Below are 21,875 nucleotides of genomic sequence, written 5' to 3' on the forward strand. Positions count from 1 at the left end.
GAGCGGGACATGGCCATCTATCTCACCAAGGAGAGCAAGGTCCTCGTCCAGGGCATGACCGGCGGCGAGGGCATGAAGCACACCCGGCGCATGCTCGCGGCCGGCACCGACGTCGTCGGCGGCGTCAACCCGCGCAAGGCCGGGCAGACCGTCGACTTCGACGACCGGGCCGTACCCGTCTTCGGCTCCGTACGCGAAGGAATCGAAGCGACCGGCGCCGACGTCACCGTCGTCTTCGTCCCACCCGCCTTCACCAAAGCGGCAGTTGTGGAGGCCGCCGACGCGGGCATCGGACTCGCCGTGGTCATCACGGAGGGCATCCCCGTCCACGACTCGGTCGCCTTCGCCACGTACGCGAAGACGAAAGGCACCCGGATCATCGGCCCCAACTGTCCGGGCCTGATCACCCCCGGACAGTCCAACGCGGGCATCATCCCCGCCGACATCACCAAGTCCGGCCGCATCGGCCTGGTGTCCAAGTCGGGCACGCTCACCTACCAACTCATGTACGAACTCCGCGACATCGGCTTCTCGACCTGCGTGGGCATCGGCGGCGACCCTGTGGTCGGCACGACTCACATCGACTGCCTGGCGGCTTTCGAAGCGGACCCCGAGACCGAACTCGTCGTGCTGATCGGGGAGATCGGCGGCGACGCCGAGGAACGAGCGGCCGCATACATCCGAGAGCACGTCACCAAGCCAGTCGTCGGCTACATCGCGGGCTTCACCGCGCCGGAGGGCAGGACGATGGGGCACGCCGGCGCGATCGTGTCCGGTTCGTCCGGCACGGCGCAGGCGAAGAAGGAGGCACTGGAGGCGGCCGGGGTCCGCGTGGGTGGTACGCCGACTGAGACGGCGCAACTGGTGCTCGCCGTACTGGCCGCGGAGCCGTGCCGTCACTCATAGTTGAGCAGAGGTGACGTTCCGAAGTCACGTCACCTCGCACCGTTATGTCCCCCGCCCCCGACTGTGCACCGAGAGCGGAGCAATCGCATGGCATCCACCCTCACCCTCAAATCAGGCACGTCCTGGACCGACGCCTGGCAGCGTTGCCTGGCCGTGGCCCCCGAGGCGTTCCGGGACGACCGTGTCCTCAACCTCTGGAACGCCGCCTGGCAGGCGGACGGCCGGGCCCTGCCCGCCACCAGCCCCGTCGACGGCAGCCCGATCGCCGGGCCGCCCCGCCTCGACGGCGCCACTGCCCGGCAGGCCGTACGCGCCTGTCTCGACCAGCACCGCGCCTGGCGCCACGTACCCCTGGACGAACGCCGCGCCCGCGTCGCGGCCACCCTCGACGCCCTCACCCAGCACCGCGAACTCCTCGCCCTCCTCCTGGTGTGGGAGATCGGCAAGCCCTGGCGGCTCGCGCAGGCGGACGTCGACCGGGCCATCGACGGCGTGCGTTGGTACGTCGACGGAATCGAGCCCATGCTCGAGGACCGGACCCCGCTCGACGGGCCCGTGTCCAACGTCGCGAGCTGGAACTACCCGATGAGCGTGCTCGTTCACGCAGTACTGGTACAGGCATTGGCAGGGAACGCGGTCATCGCCAAGACCCCGACCGATGGTGGCGTCGCGTGCCTCACCCTGGCCTGCGCGCTCGCCGCACGCGAAGGGATTCCCGTCACCCTCGTCAGCGGCAGCGGAGGCGAACTGTCGGAGGCGCTCGTGCGCGCGCCCGAAATCGGCTGCGTCTCCTTCGTCGGCGGCCGCGACACGGGCGCCGCGGTGGCCACGGCCGTCGCCGACCTCGGCAAGCGACACGTACTCGAACAGGAGGGACTCAACACCTGGGGCATCTGGAACTACACGGACTGGGACGCGCTCACGGCGGTCGTCCCGAAGCTCTTCGACTACGGCAAGCAGCGCTGCACGGCGTACCCACGCTTCGTCGTCCAGCGTTCACTGTTCGACGAGTTCCTCGCCGCGTACCTGCCGGCCGTACGCACCTTGCGGATCGGCCACCCGCTCGCGGTGGAGCAGCCCGACGACCCGTATCCGCAGCTCGACTTCGGGCCGGTGATCAACGCGGCCAAGGCGAAGGAGCTTCACGACCAGGTCGCCGAGGCCATCGACCGGGGCGCCGTCCCGTTGCATCGCGGCAAGCTCACCGACGCGCGCTTTCTGCCCGGCCAGGACACGGCGGCCTACGTCCAGCCCGTCACGCTGCTGAACCCGCCGCCGTCCTCACCGCTGCACCACGCGGAGCCCTTCGGCCCGGTCGACACGATCGTCCTGGTCGACACAGAGGCCGAGCTGCTGGCAGCCATGAACGCGTCAAACGGCGCCCTGGTCGCCACCCTCTCGACCGACGACCCGGCCACGTACGAGCGGCTGGCCCCGCAGATCCGGGCGTTCAAGGTCGGTCACGGGAAACCACGCTCCCGCGGCGACCGGGATGAGCTGTTCGGCGGCTTCGGAGCGTCCTGGCGCGGCGCCTTCGTGGGCGGCGAGCTGCTCGTGCGCGCGGTCACCCAGGGCCCGGCGGGGGAGAGGCTGCCCGGCAACTTCCCTGACTACCACCTGATGCCCTGAGTCACACGACGTGACCACGTGACTGCGTGACCGCGTGACCGGGGGAGCTCCGCACGTCGTCGGCCTGCTGCGACTCCTCGGCGTTGTGGCCGCCCGATTACTCGCGGTGCCTCCCCCGGTTTGCTCTCCCGCCCCCTGTGCGGCCCGGATACGCAGGTGAATCGACGTCCCAAAGCTTGGTATTGTTGTCCCTGTCGCCGCGCGGAACACTCCCCGCAAGGCGGCAGACACCTGGTCCGGGTGGCGGAATGGCAGACGCGCTAGCTTGAGGTGCTAGTGCCCTTTATCGGGCGTGGGGGTTCAAGTCCCCCCTCGGACACATACCGTATTCCCAACTTGTGCGGGTCGAGCTGAGCCTCGGCCCGCACGAGCTGTTTTCCGGGGTCGTAGGTGAGCCGGAGCCCGAGGTTTTGGTAGACGTCGGCCTTGTCGTGTGGTTCGGCGTCGGCGAGTGCGTCGCGGATGTTGCCGAGTGATGTGATCATCGCGCCTGGGCGCTTGCCGTGGGTGTCTGGAGGCGTCAGGCCTCGGGCGATTGCTCCAGCATGGCGAGTGTCAGGACGTTGCCGCCGATGCCCCAGCCGCCGTCGGCGACCTCCTCGACCAGGACCATGGTGCTGGCGCGGGCTCGTTCGCCGTAGATCTCGACGTAGAGCTCGGTGGTGCGGGTGACGATCTTCTCCTTCTGCTTCTCGTCGAGGGTGCCGGCAGGGACCTTGAAGTTGGCGAACGGCATGGGGGTTCTCTTTTCTGGAATGGGTTACAAGGAGGTGCGGCCGCGCGGTCGGTGTCGGCGGGTGCACCGGCGTGGACGAAGTGGTTGGTGCCGGAGGTGAAGGCGCCGGGGGCACTGTCGACGCCGAAACGCAGCACTTCAGGACGTGGGCGATGGCGGCGTCGGCGGATGCCTGGGAGGTGACGTCGAGTTTCGACGGCGTGCAGGTCGGCGTTGTGGCCGACGGCGTAACGCCTCATGTCTTCCAAAGGCGCCGTGGTCGGTCAGATGATGCCGCCGTTGGCGCGGACGACCTGGCCGTTGACCCAGTGGCCGGCCGGCGAGGCGAGGAAGGCGACGACCTCGGCGATGTCAGCGGGGGTGCCAAGCCGTTCCAGCGGGGCCTGGGCGGCCAAGCGGGCGATGGTCTCCTCGTCCTTGCCCTCGAGGAACAGGTCGGTGGCCGTTGGACCGGGGGCGACGGCGTTGACGGTGACGTCCCGGCCGCGCAGCTCTCGGGCGAGGATCATCGTGAGCGCCTCGATGGCACCCTTGCTGGCGCTGTAGGCACCGTAGCCGGGAAAGGCCAGGCCTACTACGGAAGTTGAGAAGGTGACCATTGCTCCGCCGCTGCGGATCTTCCGGGCGGACTGCTGGGCGACGACGAAGCTCCCGCGGATGTTGGTGCGGTGGACCGCGTCCAGCTCCGCCAGGTCCAGGTCAGCGACCGGGGCCAAGTACAGCCGGCCGGCCGCGTGGACGACTACGTCGACGCCGCCGAACTCGGATTCGGCGGTGTCGAACAGCGTGGCCACCTGCTGCTCGTCGGCGACGTCCGCCTGGACGGCGATGGCCCGGCCGCCGGCGGCGGTGACCTTCTTGGCGGCGGCCTCGGCCAGTTCACGATTGCCCGCGTAACCGACCACGACGGCGAATCCGTCGGCGGCCAGCCGACTCACCGTCTCGCGGCCGATACCGCGGGAGCCTCCGGTGACGATGGCGACGCGGGGCTGGTCTGCATGGTGGTTGAGCGCGGTGCGACTCGCCGCGGTTTCTTGGGAGGACATGGAGACTCCTGTGAGAGATGTCAGAGGTGGGATGCCACGAGGGGTGGATCGTGGCGGGGGGGGCGTCGGCGCTGTCGCCGGCTGCTCCCTGTTTGCGTCTCCAGCGTGGGCCGGTGCTGCCGCGACAGCCATGGCTGTCTCTACCCAGGGGTTGCCACCCCCTGGCTCAGAACGCCGGTGCGAGTGACGATAGGCAGCGTGAACCACTCCGAACTCGCCGCGTTTCTGAAGTCCCGGCGCGCCCGAATCCGCCCGCCCGACGTCGGCCTGCCGACCGGTCCGCGGCGCCGGGTGCCCGGACTGCGACGCGAGGAGGTCGCCCAGCTGGCGGGCCTGTCCGCCGACTACTACACCGAGTTGGAACGTGGACGCGGCACCCAGCCCTCTGCTCAGGTGCTGGCCGCGCTGGCCCGGGCGCTGCGTTTGAACGGCGACGAACGCGACCACCTGTTCCACCTCGCCGACCGGATGGTCCCCCCGGCTGCGCACGCCCCGACCGCGCACGTCCAGCCTGGCCTGCTCGGCCTGCTGGACCAGTTGACCACCACTCCCGCCCAAGTCATCACCGACCTGCACGAAACCCTCGTCCAAAACCCCCTGGCAGTCGCGCTCGTCGGCCGGCCCCCGGCGGCGCGCGGCCCCGCGGCAAGCTTCGTCTACCGCTGGTTCACCGATCCCGATGCCCGCACCCTCTACCCGGCCGAGGACCACCCCTACCACTCCCGGGTCTTCGTCGCCGACCTACAGGCGGTCGCCGCCCGGCGCGGCCGCGACACCGAAGTGACCCAGATGGTGGCCGCGCTTCGACGGCGCAACCAGGAGTTCGCCGGACTGTGGGACACCCACGACGTCGCCCTCCGACGGACCGACCACAAACGCATCGTGCACGCCACGCTGGGCGTCATCGAGCTGGACTGCCACAGCCTGTTCAGCGAGGACGGACGCCAGCGTCTGCTGTGGTTCAGCGCCCCACCCGGCACCGAAGGCGCCGCCCAGCTGCAACTTCTCTCCGTCATCGGCACCCAGGACATGACTCCCAGCGCGAACGAACTCGGACGGCCACAGGCCTGAGCAGGGTCTTCAAGCGGCACGGTAGCGGCCAGACCGGGAGCGCGGGTACGCCGCCGCGCGCAGGTGCAACGAGCGGGAGGCGCACTTGCGGTGCCGTACCGTCCACGATGAAGGCGCCGCCTCGTGGGGCAGTGGATGGTGGAACAACGCTGCGCGTACGGGCCTGCCATAAGCCGGGCGAGCGCACCGAACGACTGGAGGCCCTCGGCGTGGCCTGGGGCGCCGCTCGCTCTCGGCGCCCGCGTAGCCGGGGTCGCCAGGACGCCGACGACGATCCCGCGAGACCGGTGAGACCGGACAAGCACGGGGTGAGGTCCCGTTCCGCCCGGGCATGGCGATCCTAGGAGTATCGCGGCCACCCTGCGCTGCTGCATGGAGTGTGGTGCCGGGGCTACCGTCGATGGCATGGACAGCGACAACCTTCTGGGGCAGTTTCTGCGAGCTCGACGCGGCCTTGTGCGGCCCGAGGAGCAGGGCGTGCCCGTGATCGGCCAACGTCGTGTGGCGGGCTTGCGCCGGGAGGAAGTGGCCATGCTGTCCGGGCTGAGCACCGACTACTACGTGCGCCTGGAACAGGGCCGCGAGAGGAACCCCTCGGTTCAGGTGGTCGACGCGCTGGCCCGAGCACTGATGCTGGACGACGACGCGATCGCCCATCTTCACCGGCTGGCCCGGCCCGTGCCGGGACGCTCCCGCAAGAACACCCGGCGCCAGCGGGTCAGTCCCGCTCTGCTGCAGATGATGAACAGCTGGACCGGCACACCTGCCGTGATCCTGGGGCGCCGTATGGATGTGCTGGCGCACAACCCCCTGGGCGGCGCCCTGTTCGCCGGCCACACCTACAGCGGGGACCTGATGCGGCTCGTCTTCCTCGACCCCGACGCCCGGGATTTCTACCCGGACTGGGACCGGGTCGCCGCCAACACGGTCGGCGGCCTGCGCGAGGCAGCGGGAACCGACTACGACGACCCGCAGTTGATCGAGCTGGTGGGCGAACTGTCACTCAAGAGTGAAGCGTTCCGTACGTTGTGGGCGCGTCATGACATCCGCCAGAAGAGGCATGAGACCAAACGCTTCCGGCATCCGGTCGTCGGCGAACTCACCCTGCACTACGAGTCCTTGACCATCAACAGCGCGCCGGGTCAGCAACTTGTCGTCTACCAGGCCGAGCCCGGCAGCTCCTCCGCCCACGCACTGTCGCTGCTCGGCAGCCTCACCGCGACGGAGACGGCGCAACCTTCGGATTCCGTGCGGCAGGACATCGCCGCAGACGACTGAGTTCACTCCGGCCGCATTCCTTGGAGTCCGCCGCGCCCGTATGCCGCGGCGTCTCACTCAATGACGCGCTCAACGACGCGCTCAACGAAGGGACATATCTCCTATGTCAGTAAATGCTGAGCCCGTCTGGTTCATCACGGGCTGCTCGACCGGACTCGGCCGCGCCCTGGCCAATGCGGTTCTCGACCGGGGTTGGCGAGCGGTGGTCACCGCCCGCGACACGCGGTCAGTGGCGGACATCGTCGCCCGCCACGAGGACCGAGCACTGGGCCTCGCGCTCGATGTCACCGATGCCCAACAGATCGGCGAGGCCGTCGCGGCCGCGCAGGAGTCCTTCGGCCACATAGACGTACTCGTCAACAATGCGGGCTACGGCTACCTCGCGGCTCTCGAGGAGGGCGAGGACGATGAGATCCGCGCCCTGTTCGACACGAACGTCTTCGGCCTCGTGGATGTCACGCGCGGCGTTCTGCCGGGAATGCGCGCCCGCCGCCGCGGCCACATCGTCAACATCTCCTCTCTCGGCGGCCTGGCCGCCTTCGGCGCCACGGGTTACTACCACGCCACCAAATTCGCCGTCGAAGGGCTCTCCGAATCGCTCGCGGCCGAGGTGTCACCGCTGGGCATCAACGTGACGATCGTCGAGCCCGGAGCCTTCCGCACCAACTGGTCCGGTCCCTCCATGCGCCAGTCGGCCACGCAGATCGACGACTACGCGGACACCGCCGGCGCCCGCCGCAAGAGCACCCTGGACACGTACGGGCACCAGCCCGGCGACCCCGAACGCGCCGCCGCCGCCATCGTCGAAGCGGTGCAGTCCGAAAACCCTCCGCTGCGCCTGCTCCTGGGCAAGGTCGCTCTCGACGTCGCCCTTGCCCGGCTCGACACCCTCAAGACCAACTTCACCGCATGGCGCGACGCCACCCTCAGCGCCGACTACCCCGAGGACCGCACCGCTGTCTGACGGAAACGACCCCTTACTGGAGGAGACATGCCCACCCTGGCGATCATCGGAGCCGGACCGAACCTCGGTCTGGCCGCTGCCGCCAGATTCGGAGCGGAAGGCTTCGACGTAGGCCTGGTCGCACGCAACCGCGACAGGCTGCAGCACATGCAGGACACACTGAAGAGAGAGGGCATCACTCCTGCGGCGCGGCAACGGACATCACTCGTCCGCAGGCCGCAGCCGCTGCACTGACGGAGTTGGCGGAGCGCCTCGGCCCGATCGATGTTCTGCTGTACAGCCCGCTGCCTTCCCTGGACTGGATCAAGTCCGTCACCCACACCGCCTCCGACGACGTCCGGTTGTCGCTGGGACTGAGCGTCCTCGGCGCCATCGACTCGGTTCAGGCCGTGCTGCCCGCCATGCGAGAGCGTGGCCGAGGAACCCTTCTCTTCACCACAGGAGGTGCCGCCGTCGCACCCAGCACCGCGCGTGCCAGTTCCGCCGTCTCCTACGCCGCGGAGGTGGCGTACGCCCGTCTGCTGCACGAAGAACTGAGCCCCGAAGGCATACGTGTGGCACACACCGCGATCGTCGGCGCCCTTGGCCCCGGGCTACAGCATGAGCCCGCGACGGTGGCCGAACTCCTGTGGCGACAGCATGCCGAGGGCGGCGACTTCCAAACCGTCTGCGCGAGATGAAGCCATTGGCCCACAGGGTCGTGCACCGGGACTCGACGTTCGGATGTGGTGCGGCTCGCGCGGGCCGCGTTGTCCGGGCATTTCGCGGTGCGCCGTCAGCGACGAGGCCGGATGGGGCGCCTCGCTGGTGTCGGGGGATCAGCCGGTGCCGCCGATGGCTGACAGCAGCCGTTCTCGGGTGGGCGAACATGGTCCGCACACGCTCCGGATCCGGTGGGTGAGCGGACGGTGGATACGGCTCCACTCTCAGCCGCCGACCAGGCCCGGACCAGCCCTTTCCCTGTCCGCTAGTTGTTCACTTCGCGCTCAGTCGACCTTCGCTCCCGGCGCACCCGCGTCGTGCTCCAGCTCCCTGGGACCGTCAGGCCACCGATGCCGGTTCGTCAGCGAGATCGGCGTGCGCGACACCGTCGCCCACGCCAATTGTCGCCGCTTCGACCAGCACGGAGTGCTCGTTGTGCACCGACATGCGCACGCCTGCGGGCGCAGACCGCCAACAGCCGCGACGCTACGGGCGCTGCCGCACAGGCCGGATGACCAACTCGTTGACGTCGACATCGGCGGGCTGGCTGATCGCATAGGAGATCGCACGAGCGATGGCATCGGGCGAGATGGCCGCCGAGCGGTAAGCCTTCATTGCCGCCGCGGCTTCCGGTTCGGTGATGGTGTCGGCCAGTTCGGACTCGACCACGCCAGGTGAGACGGTGGTAACCCGGATGAAGGGCTCGGCCTCCTGCCGCAGTCCTTCTGTGATCGCCCAGGCCGCATACTTCGTGGCGCAGTACACAGCAGCCGTGGGAACCACGGAGTAGGCACCGATCGATGCAATGGTGATGAAGTGCCCGCTGTTCTGCCGCTGGAAGTGCGGCATGGCCGCGGCGATGCCGTGCAGCAGACCCTTGACGTTGACATCGATCATCCGGTCCCATTCGTCCACCAGCAGTGAGTCAAGGCGCGACAGCGGCATGACGCCGGCGTTGTTGACGATCACGTCGATGTGCCCCCGGGCAGTAACCGTTTCGTCGACGAACCTGGCCACGTCGGCCCGGTCGGTGACATCGAGACGGCGTACATCGATGCTGCCGCCGTCGGCTCGGACGCTCTCCGCCAGGCTGGTCAGCCGATCCTCTCGACGCCCACCGGCAACGACGTGGTGGCCTTCCGCAGCAAGCCGCCTGGCGATGCCTTCGCCGATGCCGCTCGTGGCACCCGTGACGAGTACGACCTTCCGGTTGCTGCCCTGCTCCGTGGTCTCCGGGGTAGTCCGTGTCACCGCGTCCTCCTTGCTCAGTCAGGGCAGAAGCCCCGTTGACGGATCGTTCACCTGCGAACTTGCCGTACTTTCCTTGGCACAAGAAGGCCGGGATCTTCCTAGGAGCACTGCACCCACCGCACTGGCTGACGAGGCAGTGCGGCCGTCACTGACACACCCCGCGTCGGGTCACAAGGTCAAGTCCGCGGCGATCCACTCGGTGACCGAGCCGTGGCGGGGCTTCCAGCCGAGAATGTCGCGGGCTCGTGTGGCGCGGACGCGACTGTTGGAGGCCAGGGCCTCGGTGGTGAATTGGGGCCCCAGAAGGCGCCGACGGCCTCGAAGATCTCCTGAGGTCGGGGGCACGGTGCGGTCTCAGCTCACTCGGCCAGGGACACGAGGCGAATGCGCGGTGCCCCGATTGGGCGGGTGTTGTGGGACGTTCACCGGCTCCGACGAGTGGCCACGGCCTGGCGGGTGTCCTCGGATACGAGGTCGGCGTTGATGGCCGCTGCCGTGTTGACGCCGGCGGCAGCGGCGCCGATCACCTGCTCGGCGAGGTTGGTGACGTTGCCCGCCAGCCACACACCGGCCACCTCCGTGGCGCCGGTCGGATCGGTGGCCGGCACGTAGGTGCCGATGCGCTGTGTGCCGAACTGCTGCGAGGTCGTGCGCAGGCCGAGCGAGACGAGTACATCGGCGCGGGCATGGGCGTTGGGCGGGACGACGACGGCACGCACCGCGACGGTAGGCCCGTCGTGAAGCCGGACACCGCTGATCCCGTCGTCGGTGACCTCCAGACTTTCCACCGTGCCCTCCACGAGGGCGACCTGCCGTGCCGCGAGCTGTTCTCGTTCCTGGTCGGTGAGTTCCAGGCTGCCGTTGAGGAACACGGTCAGGTCGGTGGTCCACTGCCGCCACAGCAGGGCCTGGTGCATGGCGGCCGGGCCCTGGGCCAGGATGCCGATGGGCTGGTCACGAACCTCCCAGCCGTGGCAGTAGGGGCAGTGCAGTACGTCGCGGCCCCAGCGCTCGGCCAGCCCGGGAATGTCCGGCAGTTCGTCCACCACGCCGGTCGCTACGAGGAGACGCCGTGACTCCACCGCGGAACCGTCGGCGAGGACGACCCGGAAGTGTCCTTCGGCGAGGCGTTCCGCCGAGAGGACGCTGCCGTCTCGGAATTCGCCGCCGTAGCCGGCGACCTCGGTCCGCCCGGTCGCGAGCAGCTCCAGCGGCGAAATGCCCTCCCGGCCCAAGTAGTTGTGCGCGTGGGCGGAGGGTGCGTTGCGTGGCTTGCCGGAGTCGATCACCAGGACGGAGCGGCGAGCTCGGCTCAAGGTCAGGGCGGCGCTCAGCCCCGCTGCCCCGCCGCCCACCACGACGACATCGAAGCGTCTGCCCTGCGAGGGCTCGGTCATCTGAGCGTTCATGTCGTCAGAGTGAGTCGACCGCCACCGGACTGGCCAAATCGCTTGCGGTTTCGGCAATTCTGGGTTCGACCGGCACCGCCCACGTCGCTCAACCGTCAGACGGCGACGAGCTCCATGCCGAAGTAACCGCCACCCACGGGGTACGTCTGCGAGCGGCGCCATCCCGAGGCCGCGAAGAGGACGTCGAATTCGTCCAGATCGCGTTCCATGCCGTTTGTCATGGTGAGCATGGTCATGTCCGCCCGGGTGGCGAAGTCGGGCTTACCGATCTCGCCGATGACCATCTCGACGACCAGTGCGCGTCCCCCCTCGTTCACGGCTGACCGGCAGTTCCGAAGGATCACCGCGCATTGGGTGTCGTCCCAGTCGTGCATGATCGTCTTGAGGAGGTAGAGGTCCGCGGAAGGAACCTCCGCGAAGAAGTCGCCCGCCACCGCGGAGAAGCGGTCGGACAGACCACGCTTCTCGGCCTCGCCGCGTGCGCTCTCGACAGCGTGAGGCAGGTCGAGCACCTGTCCGCTCAGCTGGGGGTTGGCCTCCATCAGCGCCAGGACGAAATCACCGTTGGCACCGCCGACGTCGACAACGGTGGACACACCGGCGATGGAGACCGCGCCCACCGCTCCCTGCGTCACCAGGCCGGACAGGTCTCCCATCGCCTGAGCGAAGAGCGCGGCTTCGTCAGCGTTCTCCGGTTGCGCGAAGTACTCGAAAATGTCCGATCCCAGCGCCTTCTTGGTCTGAGAGGCTCCCTGGCGCACCGCATCGGGGAAGTGGGCCCAGGACTGCCAGTGCGAGTGCCCAGTCTGGGTCAGTACCAACGAGCGCAAGGAGCCGGGCACACCTGAACGCAACAGCCGGCCTCGCCCGGTGAGAGCGAATCGATGACGCCCCTCGTGGCTCAGCAGGCCCAACGACGAGGCCGCGCGCATCAGCCGGTACGTGGCCTGCGGATGACTGCCCTCGCGCTCGGCCAACTCTTCGGCCGTCATGGCTCCGTCGGCGAGGTGATCGGCTATGCGCAGCGCGGCCAGGGCGCGCAGGGTCTGGGCGACGACGACGCCGCTCAGCAGGTCGAAGACAGCGGCGGCATCCGCTGCGGGATCGCTCGGCACGACGTCAGTGCCACGCACCATGTCAACCTCATCAGCCTTATCGGGCATATCAGTCATAACAGTTGGAAACCTCTCAGGGTTCAGAATGGGCCGGAGACTGTCGAAGGCAAGCGCGGGAGACCCGATCCGGCGGCGCGGCGGCTCCTCGAGCGGCACGACGCTGGAACGAGCTGACCTCCGTCCGCACGGGACCGAGCTGCTGTCCGTCCGCTGCAGAAAAGGCGAAACCCGGCCTCCGCGCTCCGCGGCATCGGCCCCACCACTCACCCTAAGGAGATCGCTGCGGCGCACGCTTGTACCGCAGCGTCACTCCGGTTGAACGTCAGCGTCATGGACGGGGCGTCATGGACGGGGCGTCATGGTGAAAGATGAGGCCGTGTAAGCCTGCGAGCCACTGTCGAGTTGGGAGGTTGGCAATGAGCAACACGGGAAGCACCGCAACGAGGGCCGGAGGGCCAGGCAGGAACTTCTTCGTGGATGTCACGGCCCCGACCGCCAGGCGGGACGGCTTCGACGTCTTCCGACGCGAGTGGGAGGGACAGGTCGGAGAGGCGCTCCCGCTGCCCCCCTTCGAGCCGCTCGGGTCCGGTGACTTCCGGGTCATTGTCCGCGCCTCCAAGGTGCACGACACGGTGATCGCGGACGTCTACGGTGAGTCGATGGCCGGCGGCACCCGGGGTGCCTCCCACCACTTCGACGACCGGGTCCTGGTGCATGTGATGCAGCGCGGCAAGTGGCGCTTCGTCCGACCGCGCGACCGTGGCGAGGCCACCGTGCCGGCCGGGCGTTTCCTCGTGCGGCACAACGGCCCGCCGGTGCGGTTCGAGATAGAGCCGCGCACGGCAGCGAAGGTGCTGATCCTGCCGGCCTCGCAGCTCGGACCGCTGGGCGACCGGCCGATCGTCGGAGCGGCCGACTCGACCGAAGTACGTCTGCTCATGGCCTACGCCAAGTTGGTCGACGCGACGCTGAACGACCTCACGCCCACCGGTGTACAAGCCGCCCGCAGCGCTCTGATCGAACTGGTCAAGGGAGTGCTGACACAGGGGTTCGACGACAACGAGCCCCGGCTGGCCCCCGCGCTGGCCCAAGCGGCGAAGGACCTCGTGGACAGCCGCCTCACCGATCCTGATCTCTCCCCCTCGGCCCTGGCCCGCGAACTCAACGTCTCCGTACGGACATTGCACCGGGCGTTCGCCACGGCTGAGGAGTCAGTGAGCGCGTATGTCCGCCGCAGGCGGCTGGAACAGGCCCGCCTTGAGCTCGCGTCATCGGCCGGCCGACCGAGCACTTCCGAACTCGCCGCCCGCTGGCGATTCGCCGACAGCAGTCACTTCATCCGTGCCTTCAAGAAGCAGTACGGCCAAACGCCCACCCAGTTCGTCCGGTCGGGCAGCACGGTGCCTGGACGACCCACCAGTTCCGTAATTCATGGCCATGGCTCCATGACGTCCGAGGCGATCGAACCTCCAATTGCACCCACAGTCGACAGGCGCTGACGTCGGCAGGTGCTGAGTCCGTCCAGGGTGAGGTCGAGAGGGCGCGGGCCGCATGTCCAGAACGGCGAAGCCACCTCGGTAGTGCTTGCTGCCGTGACCGACTCCCTCGGCCCGTGGGCCACCGACACGATGGCCGTCCTGCTCGTCTCCTCGCTGCTCGCAGCCTCTGGCCAGGCACGCCAGGAGGGGCGGTCTCCAGGAGACCGCCCCTCCTGACGCTGCGGCACCGGGGTCCGTGCCGCTCACTGTGTCGTGCCGGAACCGCCCTCGTGAACGGCGGCCCTCGGCTCGATTCCGGTGGCACCGACCGTCTCCCGCCAGGCCTCCAGGCCTGCCTGGAACGCGACGATGCCCGCCTCCGGGAGGGCGATCTCGATCGCCTCCAGGATCTCCTGCGGCGTGACCCCGAGGTCGAGGGCCACCCGGATATGGCTCTGGATGTGTCCTTTGCCGGCCCTCATCACGGTGAGGCTGAGGATGAACAACAGCTCCTTGGTGCGGCGATCCAGGGCACGGGGCCTCAGATAGGCCGCCTCGACCAGGCCGTTCGTCGCCTGGAGGACATCGAAGTCGTGCTGCGCCATGACCTTGTGATAGTCGAGGACGTACCCGCGGTCGCGGGCCATGGCGTCGATGTACTCCTCCGCGGTCTGCGGGGGGACCGTGTCGGCGGTCATCCTCGGCCTCCTTCGTGCAGGGCGGTACGGATGTGAGGTGTGGCGGGGACGAGGAGGCGGTTGGTCTGGCGCACGAGCAGCTCGCGCACGCGCCCTCGGAAGGCCGTGAAGTCGTCGTCGCCCGCCAGTTCGGCACGCCTCTTGGCACGGTCTTCCAGACCCTCGAAACCCCAGAAATAGACCACCGTGTTGAGTTCACCGACCTCGGTGGTGCAGCAGCCGAGCAGGTTGCCGAGGATCCGTACCTGAGGCTCGCGGCCGTACTCTTCCCACAGCCGGACGTAATGGGCCGCCGCACCCGGCTTGAGAACGTAGTCACGTTGCTCGATGATCACGACGCCTCTCCCTCCGCAACGGGAACCGAGCGCCAGGCATCCTTGAACTCCGCGGACCGCGAAGGCGCGAGAAGTCGTTCGAAGGCGTCGCTCACCGTCGCCAGGTCGCGGGGATCGGTCAGGGCCGCGAGATACCGATCGGGCCGGACGACGGCGACGCTGCCCTGATGCTGGGCGAACCAGTCCCGCAGCGTGCCGTCGACGTCCTCCACCGTCACCGAGTCGGTCATCGACGTGCGCCGCTCGGTACGGGACCGACCGGAGCGGGATTCGACGACGGTGATGTAGCGAGTGCCGATACGGTCCCAGAAGGCACGGGAGTCGGCATCCAGATGTACGAGCGGATCAGTGCCGTAGCCGATGAGGGCGAACCACTCGCCGAGTGTCTCGTCGAGCGGCAGCACCCGCCCTTCGGCGGTCTCGACCCTGGGCTGGATGATCATCCGGCCCGCCGGTGAACTCTTCCGCACGGTCCCGTGGCGGTGCAGCATGATGCCCTCGCTGTACCGGGGCAGGGGCTTGAACCGCATCTGTATGACCCAGTCGCGCACTGACGGTGCCACCGTGAGTCCGCGCAACAGGGTGTCGCGCGCGCGGGCCACGGTGGCACTCGTCGGTGAAAGGAACCGGCCGAGGGCGTCCGACAGTTTCACCATCGTCTTGGCGTGCTCGCGCCGCTCGGTGTCGTATGTGGCGAGAATCCTCGGATGGGCGCGGCCGGTGACGACCGCCGCCAGCTTCCAGGCGACATTGGTCGCGTCCCGTATGCCGGTGTTCATGCCCTGCCCTGCCCATGGGGGCATGAGGTGGGCGGCGTCGCCCACGAGGCAGATCCGGCCGTCCACGAAGCGGTCAGCGACCCGCGAATGGTGCGTGTAGACGCGGGCTCGGATGATGTTGAGCGCCGTGGGATCGGGCACGTGCCCGCTGAGGAGTTCGCGTACCTTCTCGGGCCGGAGCATGGCCTCGGCGTCCTCGCCGGGGAACAACATGAACTCCCAGCGGCGGTAGTTGTAGGGCAGGTCCAGGCAGACGTACGGGCGCTTCGGGTCGCCGTGCAGTCCCGTGTACGGGGCGTCGAGCGGATCGTTGTCGCACTCGATCACCACCCACTTGCGCGGGTGGGTGTCGCCGCTCAACGGGATGCCGAGTTGCTCGCGTACGGTGCTGCGGCCGCCGTCGGCGGCGACCACGTACTCGGCGTGGACGAGTACGCGTTCGCCCTGGGGGTCTGTGACGTGGAGCCGTGCTTCGGTGCCGTCCTGCTCCACACGTATGAGTTCGTGCCCCAGCAGAGGCCGGACGTGGGGATAGCGTTGGAGGCCGACGCGCAGCGTGCGCTCGGCGAGTTGCTGCATGAAGATGTTGCGCCGGGGCCAGCCGTACTCCTTGGTTTCCGGCCGGATGTCGGCGAGACAGAAGCCGTTCGCGGCGAACATCCTCAGCGGAACGTTCTGGATCATGTCGGCCAGCATCTCGTCGGCGAGCCCGATGCCCTGGAAGCTGCGCAGGCATTCGTCGTCCATGCCGGCCGCGCGCGGGTAGTCGACGATTTCCTCACTGCGGTCGATCAGCAGGGTGCGCACACCGTAGAGGCCGAGGTAGTTCGCGACCGTCGCTCCGACGGGTCCGGCGCCGACGACGGCGACCTGGGTGCGGTGTTCGACGGGTTCGGTCATCGGAGAACCTCCGAACTCCTGAGGAATCTTGTGAGGTGGTGATGGAAGAGATCCGGGGCGTCGTCGTGCACGTAGTGGCCTGCCCCGGGGATCTCCACCGTGTGGATGCGCGGGTTGCGTTGCGCCATCGCGGCCATGGTGGTGGCGGGGAGGAAGTCCGACTCCCCGCCCCGGACGATCAGGGTCGGGCACCGCAGGGCCTCGACGTACGGCCACAGGTCCACCTGCCGGGCCGGATCCGGGTCGAGGCGGGCTGCCGCGATGCCCGCCAGGTCGAGCTTCCAGCGCCACCGTCCCTCGTCGTCCGGAGCGAGGGTGTGCCGCACCCTGGATTCGAGGGCGTCTTCGGAGATGTGCGGACGGATGCCGCGCCAGTACGCGCGGGCCGCCTCCCGGCTGGGGAAGTCGCGGGGGGTGTTCGCCACTTCGCGTTTGATGCGCTCGGCTCCCTCGCCGGACAGCGACGAGCCGGGTCCGATGTCCTCGACGACCGCCGCGCAGACCCGTTCGGGGTGACGCGCCGTGTAGACGTACGTGGTGGTGCCGCCCATGGAATGGCCCAGCAGCACGAACCGGTCCAGGCAGAGGCGGTCGGCGAACTGCTCCAGATCGGCGACGTAGGACTCCGTGTAGTACTCGCCTTGCGGATCCCAGTCGCTGTCACCTCGCCCACGAGCGTCCGGGGCCAGGACGCGGTAGCGGTCGCCGAGCCGCGCGGCCAGCGGCTCGAACGTCCGGGCGTAGCTGCGCAGGCCGTGCAGCATGACGATCGCGGGCCGGTCCTCGTCGCCCCACTCGACATAGTGCGTGCGCAGGCCGCCCAGCGTGATGAAGCGGTCCTGCCCCACTGCGGTGGTGTCGGCGGCCATCTCAGTGCAGCCCGTCCTGGCCCTGCACCTCGTCGGCGCTGATGCCGCCCAGCCGGGCGTGCAGCCGGCCACGCGTGGCGAACGCGAACACGACCACGACCTCGTCCGGGTTCGGGGTGTCGGAGAAGCTCACCGTGACGGTGTCGTAGTGCGAACGGACGTAGAGAGCGTCCTTGTGGGCCAGCGGAACGTCGAGGACGGTACCGGGCCCGCCCCGCTTTCCGGTCGAGGGCACCCACGCTTTCCCGCCGCCGACCGCCTCGCGCACCGGGTCCGCGAAGACCGCTGTGAGGAAGGCGTTGCCGTGTTCGTACTCGCCTGCCGTGCCGACCAGGCACGCCTTCCCGTAGCTCTGGACGGCACGGCCGCCGGCCGCCTCCTGGATGCGCCGGCCGAACTCCTCACCCAGCTTGGGCGAATCGGCGACGATGTCGCCGAGGTCCTGGCTGAACCGTCCGGCGTAGGGATTGTGGATCGCCGCCGCAATGACGATCTTGCTCACGGGCTCGCCGTCCGCGAGGGCGCCTGTCTCGTTGGCGAGGGTGTCCTCGGTCTGGGTGAACCACTTGCGGATGTGGTAGCCGGCGAAGTTGGGCTGGGGCACGGGTGTTTCCTCGGGGTACGGATGGGGACGGGATGCGGGCATGGCGGACTCCGGTGAAGAGGCGGGGCGGGTCAGAGGTGGCAGGACTAACCGCGCAGCGGTTCGATCTCCATCGGGTCGCTCGGGGCGCCGTAAAGACCGAGGATGCGCTTGCCCTCCTCGTCGTCGGTGACCGTCTCGTGGAAGAACTCGAAACGGTTGCCGTCCGGATCCGTGAAGTAGAGACCGAAGCCGATCTTGTGATCGGTGGTCTTGACCACGGGCACGTCCTTGGCCAGCAGCATCCCGTACAGCCGCCGCCACTCGTCGAGGTCGCCCTCCACCTCCAGCCCGTAGTGCTGCAGGCCGAGGCCTCCGGTGGCGGCTCCTTCCTCGGCGCGGATGAGGGCGATGTCATGGTGCTTCTTCCCGAAGGACAGGAACACCCACTGCGGGCCGCGTGCGGTGACCTCCATGCCGAGGACGTCCTCGTACCACTTGGCCGAGGCCTCCGGGTCGCGGACGAACAGCGACAGATGGGTCCGGCGCACCCGCGGCTTCACGATGTCCTGCGGATCGGCGGAGATCGGCGTGGGCTCCTCATGCGGGCCGAGCACGCGCTCGTCGGGCTCCATCTTCAGTGTCCTTCCGTGGTGGGGGCTATTGCCGGGGTCCAGGTCACGTCGGTGATCTCGCTGAACTCGCGCCACTCCTTGCGCCAGGTGCGACCGGCGTCGGTGGAGCGCAGGAGATGGCCGTACTTCGTTCCCGCGAAGACCAGTTCCGGGTCGGCGGGGTGGGTTCCGAAGGCCCAGACGGTCGAGTTGGCGGGCGTGTCCAGGGCGGTGTCCTGCCAGGTGCGCCCCAGATCTTCGGAGCGCAGGATCTTGGTGGTGGTGCCGGGGGTGCCGTCGCCGATGCCGAGGAGCAGGTCGTTGGTGCCGGGGAGCTGCCGGACCAGCCGGGTGTAGTAGATGCCGAACGTCTTGCGGGAGTCGGTACGGGTCCAGGTCTCACCGTCGTCCTGGCTGACGAAGAGCGCGTTGACGACGGCGACGACGATCGTCTTCGGCGGGCCCTCCAGGACGAGCACACAGTGGATGTCGGAGTTGGTGACGCCTTGGGGCAGGGTGGCGGGTGTGCCGTCGATCCGCTCCCAGGTGTCGCCCCGGTCGCCGCTGCGCCACAGGCCGCCTTCCTCGATGCCGAACCACATGTTCTTGGGGTCGTAGCGGTCGACGACGCAGGTCAGGATCCTGGGACGGTTGACGCCCGCGCAGAATTCCGGGATTTCAGGGGGGAGTTGTTCCCAGGTCGCCCCGCCGTCCGTGGTGCGGAACATGGCGGCCCGGGAGGGAGCGCCGGTTCCGACGAGCATCGTGTCCGGATGTGTGGGGTCGATCGCCAGCGACCAGATGGTCCGGTCGTCCATGGGCGAGTCGACGCGGCGCCAGGTGACGCCGGCGTCGGCGCTGCGCACGAGTCCCGCGTCGGCGCCTGCGAAGACGACGTCGGGCTGTTCGGGGTGTACGGCCAGGCAGCGGACGACGGCGTCGAACTCCAGGGCCTGCCCGAGTCCGAGACGGGACCAGGTGGCGCCGTCGTCGGAGGAGCGCAGGACGCCCTGGCCCGCGGTGGCGACCAGGATGGTGCCTTCCATGTCGTGGGTTTCCCTTCGGAACTGCGGAACGAACGGGTGGGGTGAGGGGCTGGTGGCCGTGGGCTAGAGGAAGATGCCGCGCGTGAGACCGCCGTCGATGCCCAGTGACTCGCCGGTGATCGCGGCGGCCCTGGGTGAGGCGAGGAAGCACACGGTCTGGGCGATCTCGACCGCCTCCAGAATTCGGCGGATCGGTGTACGGGCGACGAAGTCCGCCTCGACGTCGGCCGCGGTGATGCCGCGCTTGGCGGCCTCCTTCTCGTACAGCTCGTGGATGTGCTCGGTCTCCACCACGCCGGGATGCAGGGTGTTGACGGTGATGCCGGACGGGCCGAGCTGGTCGGAAAGGGCCTTCGTCAGGTGGACGATCGCGAGGTTGCGCATGCCGGAGAGAGCGTGGCTGGAACGGCCGGTCAGTCCGCCGATGTTGATGATGCGGCCGTAGCCGCCCGCCTTCATGCGCGGGGTGACGGCCTGCGCGCAGCGGAAGTAGCCGACGACCTTGGTGTTGATGTCGGCCAGCAGCAGTTCGGGGTCGGCTTCCTCGACCGAGTTGCGCACCAGCCCGGAAGGGGCGGCCGCGCCGTTGACGAGGATGTCGATCCGCCCAAGGTCGTCGGCCACGCGCCGCACCATGGCGCGTACGGACTCGGTGTCGTTGGTGTCCGAGGTGAGAGGGATGACCCGGCCGCCGGTCTCGGCCTCGAGTTCCTTGGCGGTGCGTTCCAGCAGGGGCAGCCGACGGGCGGTGATGACGACGGTCGCACCCTCGGCGGCCAGTTCACGGGCGGTGGCTCGGCCGATGCCCAGACTGCCGCCGGTGACGATGGCGGTCCTGCCGCCCAGTTCCAGGTCCATGCGTGTCTCCCACAGAGGCGATTGGCAATAAGGGGCTTCAGTGACAAGGTGTTTCGGCGACAAGGGCCTTCGGATGTCAGCTGAGGTTGACCCAGACGCTCTTGACCTCGGTGTAGTGGTCGAGCACGGTCCGGCCCATCTCCCGGCCCCAGCCGGACTGCTTGAACCCTCCGAAGGGCGACGCGGGATCCGTGAGGTTGTAGCAGTTGATCCACACCGTGCCCGCCTGCAGTTCGTCGGCGATGCGGTGGGCGTGGCCCAGGTCGGAGGTCCAGATGCCGGCCGAGAGTCCGAAGGGGGAGTCGTTGGCCCGCTCGACCAGGTCGTCCACGTCGTCCCATCGCATCGCCGCCAGCACGGGACCGAAGATCTCTTCCTGGACGATGCTCAGGCTGTCGTCGGGCGCCACGAACACGGTGGGTTCGACGAAGTAGCCGCCGTCGTACGGCGTGTCGAGGTCGGGCCGCCCGCCACCGGCGGCCAGTCGGGCGCCCTGCTCCCGGCCGGCGGCGATGAACCCGGCGACTCTCTCGTGGTGTCTGGCGGAGACCAGCGGCCCCATCTCGGTGGCCGGGTCGCTGCCGGGCCCCACGACGATGTTGCGGGCGCGCTCCGCGACGGCGTCCAGCACCTCGTCGAAGATCTTGCGGTGCACGTACAGCCGCGAGCCGGCCGTGCAGACCTGGCCCTGGTTGAAGAAGACGGCCTGGGCGGCGGCCTCGGCGACGGCCTGCGGATCGGCGTCGGGAAGCACGATGTTCGGGGACTTGCCGCCGAGTTCGAGGGAGACCTTCTTCAGGTTCCCGGCGGCGGCACGGACGATGGCGCGGCCCGTCTCGGTGGACCCGGTGAAAGCGATCTTGTCGACTCCGTCGTGCGCGGCGAGGGCGGCGCCCGCCGTGGCACCGCGCCCGGTGACGACGTTGACGACACCGTCCGGCACCCCTGCCTCCTGGAGCAGCTCGGCGAGCCGCAGCGTGGACAGCGGGGTCTCCTCGGCTGGCTTGAGGACGACCGTGCAGCCGGTGGCCAGCGCGGGCGCGAGCTTCCAACAGGCCATCGACACGGGGAAGTTCCACGGCACGATCAGACCGGCCACGCCCACCGGCTGCCGCGTGGTGTAGTTCAGCACCCGCAGTCCGCCACGCGGCGAGACGGGGATCGTGCTGCCTTCCAGCTTGCTCGGCCAGCCCGCGAAGTAGCGGAAGAGCTTCACACTGGTGCCCACGTCCACGGCCCGCGCCACCGAGACCGGCTTGCCGTTGTCGCGTGACTCCAGCAGGGCCAGTTCCTCGGCGTGCGCCTCGATGACGTCGGCGACATGGTTCAGCAGCGCGCCCCGCTCCATGGGGCTCATCCGACGCCAGCCGGGGTCGTCGAAGGCGCGGCGCGCCGCTTGGACGGCGCGGTCGATGTCGGCGGCGTCGCCGTCGGGAACGGTGGTGAGCACGGTACTGGTGGCGGGGTCGATGCTCGGATACGAGCGGCCGCTCAGGGCCCCGACCCAGTGGCCCCCGATGAACATGGTCCGCGGTTCGGCCAGGAAGCGAGTGACCGCTTCCGCCGCGCCGGTGACCGGGGCTGCTGCGCTGTGCATGGTGGCTCCTC

The 21,875-nt window shown here is 68.9% G+C and carries 22 protein-coding genes and 1 tRNA gene; 9 read left to right on the forward strand and 14 right to left on the reverse strand.

Annotated elements, in window-relative coordinates:
* Positions 1 to 9 precede the first annotated feature (9 nt).
* The 3 genes from sucD (at position 10) to ACGFNK_RS20580 (ending at position 2,854) form a co-directional block, all read left to right on the forward strand.
* Complete coding sequence (sucD, locus tag ACGFNK_RS20570) at positions 10 to 906, forward strand: succinate--CoA ligase subunit alpha (RefSeq protein ID WP_393417798.1); 897 nt, start codon at positions 10 to 12, stop codon at positions 904 to 906.
* A gap of 87 nt (positions 907 to 993) precedes the next feature.
* Positions 994 to 2,535, forward strand: a complete 1,542-nt coding sequence (locus ACGFNK_RS20575) for an aldehyde dehydrogenase family protein (protein ID WP_393417800.1) — start codon at positions 994 to 996, stop codon at positions 2,533 to 2,535.
* A 234-nt stretch (positions 2,536 to 2,769) separates the two neighbouring features.
* Positions 2,770 to 2,854 (forward strand) — tRNA-Leu (locus tag ACGFNK_RS20580).
* 201 nt (positions 2,855 to 3,055) lie between these two features.
* Here the strand turns inward: ACGFNK_RS20580 and ACGFNK_RS20585 are convergent.
* Both ACGFNK_RS20585 and ACGFNK_RS20590 read right to left on the reverse strand, forming a co-directional pair.
* A complete protein-coding gene (locus tag ACGFNK_RS20585; RefSeq protein WP_393417802.1) occupies positions 3,056 to 3,271 on the reverse strand; it encodes a tautomerase family protein in 216 nt (71 codons plus the stop codon).
* A gap of 263 nt (positions 3,272 to 3,534) precedes the next feature.
* A complete protein-coding gene (locus ACGFNK_RS20590; RefSeq protein WP_393417804.1) occupies positions 3,535 to 4,317 on the reverse strand; it encodes an SDR family oxidoreductase in 783 nt (260 codons plus the stop codon).
* Positions 4,318 to 4,515: 198 nt separating this feature from the next.
* Between ACGFNK_RS20590 and ACGFNK_RS20595 the strand changes: the two genes are divergently transcribed.
* The 4 genes from ACGFNK_RS20595 (at position 4,516) to ACGFNK_RS20610 (ending at position 8,310) form a co-directional block, all read left to right on the forward strand.
* Complete coding sequence (locus ACGFNK_RS20595) at positions 4,516 to 5,388, forward strand: helix-turn-helix transcriptional regulator (protein WP_393417806.1); 873 nt, start codon at positions 4,516 to 4,518, stop codon at positions 5,386 to 5,388.
* 405 nt (positions 5,389 to 5,793) lie between these two features.
* Entirely contained in the window at positions 5,794 to 6,666 is an 873-nt protein-coding gene (locus ACGFNK_RS20600) for a helix-turn-helix transcriptional regulator (protein ID WP_393417808.1), read from the forward strand.
* A 103-nt stretch (positions 6,667 to 6,769) separates the two neighbouring features.
* Positions 6,770 to 7,630: an oxidoreductase gene (locus ACGFNK_RS20605; RefSeq protein WP_393417810.1), complete on the forward strand. Its 861-nt coding sequence runs from the start codon at positions 6,770 to 6,772 to the stop codon at positions 7,628 to 7,630.
* Complete coding sequence (locus tag ACGFNK_RS20610; RefSeq protein WP_393417812.1) at positions 7,576 to 8,310, forward strand: SDR family NAD(P)-dependent oxidoreductase; 735 nt, start codon at positions 7,576 to 7,578, stop codon at positions 8,308 to 8,310. The genes ACGFNK_RS20605 and ACGFNK_RS20610 overlap by 55 nt, the downstream gene beginning before the upstream one ends.
* Before the next feature lie 508 nt (positions 8,311 to 8,818).
* Here ACGFNK_RS20610 and ACGFNK_RS20615 read toward each other — a convergent pair.
* From ACGFNK_RS20615 to ACGFNK_RS20625, 3 genes are all read right to left on the reverse strand, one after another.
* On the reverse strand, positions 8,819 to 9,583 hold the full coding sequence (locus tag ACGFNK_RS20615) for an SDR family oxidoreductase (protein WP_393417814.1): 765 nt from the start codon (positions 9,581 to 9,583) through the stop codon (positions 8,819 to 8,821).
* A 422-nt stretch (positions 9,584 to 10,005) separates the two neighbouring features.
* A complete protein-coding gene (locus tag ACGFNK_RS20620; RefSeq protein ID WP_393417816.1) occupies positions 10,006 to 10,992 on the reverse strand; it encodes an NAD(P)/FAD-dependent oxidoreductase in 987 nt (328 codons plus the stop codon).
* Positions 10,993 to 11,087: 95 nt separating this feature from the next.
* Complete coding sequence (locus ACGFNK_RS20625) at positions 11,088 to 12,128, reverse strand: methyltransferase (protein ID WP_393417817.1); 1,041 nt, start codon at positions 12,126 to 12,128, stop codon at positions 11,088 to 11,090.
* 452 nt (positions 12,129 to 12,580) lie between these two features.
* Between ACGFNK_RS20625 and ACGFNK_RS20630 the strand changes: the two genes are divergently transcribed.
* On the forward strand, positions 12,581 to 13,606 hold the full coding sequence (locus ACGFNK_RS20630; protein WP_393417819.1) for a helix-turn-helix domain-containing protein: 1,026 nt from the start codon (positions 12,581 to 12,583) through the stop codon (positions 13,604 to 13,606).
* A 93-nt stretch (positions 13,607 to 13,699) separates the two neighbouring features.
* Positions 13,700 to 13,822, forward strand: coding sequence for a hypothetical protein (locus ACGFNK_RS20635; RefSeq protein ID WP_393417821.1), 123 nt, complete (start codon positions 13,700 to 13,702; stop codon positions 13,820 to 13,822).
* A 26-nt stretch (positions 13,823 to 13,848) separates the two neighbouring features.
* Here the strand turns inward: ACGFNK_RS20635 and ACGFNK_RS20640 are convergent, their stop codons facing one another.
* The 9 genes from ACGFNK_RS20640 to ACGFNK_RS20680 form a co-directional block, all read right to left on the reverse strand.
* Positions 13,849 to 14,283, reverse strand: a complete 435-nt coding sequence (locus tag ACGFNK_RS20640) for a carboxymuconolactone decarboxylase family protein (RefSeq protein ID WP_393417823.1) — start codon at positions 14,281 to 14,283, stop codon at positions 13,849 to 13,851.
* Entirely contained in the window at positions 14,280 to 14,618 is a 339-nt protein-coding gene (locus tag ACGFNK_RS20645; RefSeq protein WP_393417825.1) for an NIPSNAP family protein, read from the reverse strand. The genes ACGFNK_RS20640 and ACGFNK_RS20645 overlap by 4 nt, the downstream gene beginning before the upstream one ends.
* On the reverse strand, positions 14,615 to 16,297 hold the full coding sequence (locus tag ACGFNK_RS20650; RefSeq protein ID WP_393417827.1) for a bifunctional 3-(3-hydroxy-phenyl)propionate/3-hydroxycinnamic acid hydroxylase: 1,683 nt from the start codon (positions 16,295 to 16,297) through the stop codon (positions 14,615 to 14,617). Before ACGFNK_RS20650 ends, ACGFNK_RS20645 begins: the two co-directional genes overlap by 4 nt.
* A complete protein-coding gene (locus tag ACGFNK_RS20655; RefSeq protein WP_393417829.1) occupies positions 16,294 to 17,166 on the reverse strand; it encodes an alpha/beta fold hydrolase in 873 nt (290 codons plus the stop codon). The genes ACGFNK_RS20650 and ACGFNK_RS20655 overlap by 4 nt, the downstream gene beginning before the upstream one ends.
* A 1-nt stretch (position 17,167) precedes the next feature.
* Complete coding sequence (locus ACGFNK_RS20660; RefSeq protein ID WP_386341515.1) at positions 17,168 to 17,770, reverse strand: amino acid synthesis family protein; 603 nt, start codon at positions 17,768 to 17,770, stop codon at positions 17,168 to 17,170.
* An 86-nt stretch (positions 17,771 to 17,856) separates the two neighbouring features.
* Positions 17,857 to 18,384, reverse strand: coding sequence for a VOC family protein (locus ACGFNK_RS20665; RefSeq protein WP_386341517.1), 528 nt, complete (start codon positions 18,382 to 18,384; stop codon positions 17,857 to 17,859).
* Positions 18,385 to 18,386: 2 nt separating this feature from the next.
* Positions 18,387 to 19,409: a WD40/YVTN/BNR-like repeat-containing protein gene (locus tag ACGFNK_RS20670; protein WP_393417831.1), complete on the reverse strand. Its 1,023-nt coding sequence runs from the start codon at positions 19,407 to 19,409 to the stop codon at positions 18,387 to 18,389.
* 63 nt (positions 19,410 to 19,472) lie between these two features.
* Positions 19,473 to 20,267, reverse strand: coding sequence for an SDR family NAD(P)-dependent oxidoreductase (locus ACGFNK_RS20675; protein WP_393417833.1), 795 nt, complete (start codon positions 20,265 to 20,267; stop codon positions 19,473 to 19,475).
* Between the two features lie 76 nt (positions 20,268 to 20,343).
* The gene (locus ACGFNK_RS20680; RefSeq protein WP_393417835.1) at positions 20,344 to 21,864 is read right to left on the reverse strand and encodes an aldehyde dehydrogenase family protein; all 1,521 of its coding nucleotides are present in this window, start codon (positions 21,862 to 21,864) and stop codon (positions 20,344 to 20,346) included.
* Between the last annotated feature and the right edge of the window lie 11 nt (positions 21,865 to 21,875).

Origin of the sequence: Streptomyces sp. NPDC048825, assembly GCF_043198355.1 — a bacterium.
GTDB lineage: Bacteria > Actinomycetota > Actinomycetes > Streptomycetales > Streptomycetaceae > Streptomyces > Streptomyces xiangluensis.

Excerpts from the sequence above, each read along its gene's own strand:
- sucD (WP_393417798.1), top strand. The coding sequence starts at position 10 with ATGGCCATCTATCTCACCAAGGAGAGCAAGGTCCTCGTCCAGGGCATG.
- ACGFNK_RS20575 (WP_393417800.1), top strand. The coding sequence starts at position 994 with ATGGCATCCACCCTCACCCTCAAATCAGGCACGTCCTGGACCGACGCC.
- ACGFNK_RS20585 (WP_393417802.1), bottom strand. The coding sequence starts at position 3,271 with ATGCCGTTCGCCAACTTCAAGGTCCCTGCCGGCACCCTCGACGAGAAG.
- ACGFNK_RS20590 (WP_393417804.1), bottom strand. The coding sequence starts at position 4,317 with ATGTCCTCCCAAGAAACCGCGGCGAGTCGCACCGCGCTCAACCACCAT.
- ACGFNK_RS20600 (WP_393417808.1), top strand. The coding sequence starts at position 5,794 with ATGGACAGCGACAACCTTCTGGGGCAGTTTCTGCGAGCTCGACGCGGC.
- ACGFNK_RS20605 (WP_393417810.1), top strand. The coding sequence starts at position 6,770 with ATGTCAGTAAATGCTGAGCCCGTCTGGTTCATCACGGGCTGCTCGACC.
- ACGFNK_RS20610 (WP_393417812.1), top strand. The coding sequence starts at position 7,576 with ATGGCGCGACGCCACCCTCAGCGCCGACTACCCCGAGGACCGCACCGC.
- ACGFNK_RS20620 (WP_393417816.1), bottom strand. The coding sequence starts at position 10,992 with ATGAACGCTCAGATGACCGAGCCCTCGCAGGGCAGACGCTTCGATGTC.
- ACGFNK_RS20625 (WP_393417817.1), bottom strand. The coding sequence starts at position 12,128 with ATGGTGCGTGGCACTGACGTCGTGCCGAGCGATCCCGCAGCGGATGCC.
- ACGFNK_RS20640 (WP_393417823.1), bottom strand. The coding sequence starts at position 14,283 with ATGACCGCCGACACGGTCCCCCCGCAGACCGCGGAGGAGTACATCGAC.
- ACGFNK_RS20650 (WP_393417827.1), bottom strand. The coding sequence starts at position 16,297 with ATGACCGAACCCGTCGAACACCGCACCCAGGTCGCCGTCGTCGGCGCC.
- ACGFNK_RS20655 (WP_393417829.1), bottom strand. The coding sequence starts at position 17,166 with ATGGCCGCCGACACCACCGCAGTGGGGCAGGACCGCTTCATCACGCTG.
- ACGFNK_RS20665 (WP_386341517.1), bottom strand. The coding sequence starts at position 18,384 with ATGGAGCCCGACGAGCGCGTGCTCGGCCCGCATGAGGAGCCCACGCCG.
- ACGFNK_RS20670 (WP_393417831.1), bottom strand. The coding sequence starts at position 19,409 with ATGGAAGGCACCATCCTGGTCGCCACCGCGGGCCAGGGCGTCCTGCGC.
- ACGFNK_RS20675 (WP_393417833.1), bottom strand. The coding sequence starts at position 20,267 with ATGGACCTGGAACTGGGCGGCAGGACCGCCATCGTCACCGGCGGCAGT.
- ACGFNK_RS20680 (WP_393417835.1), bottom strand. The coding sequence starts at position 21,864 with ATGCACAGCGCAGCAGCCCCGGTCACCGGCGCGGCGGAAGCGGTCACT.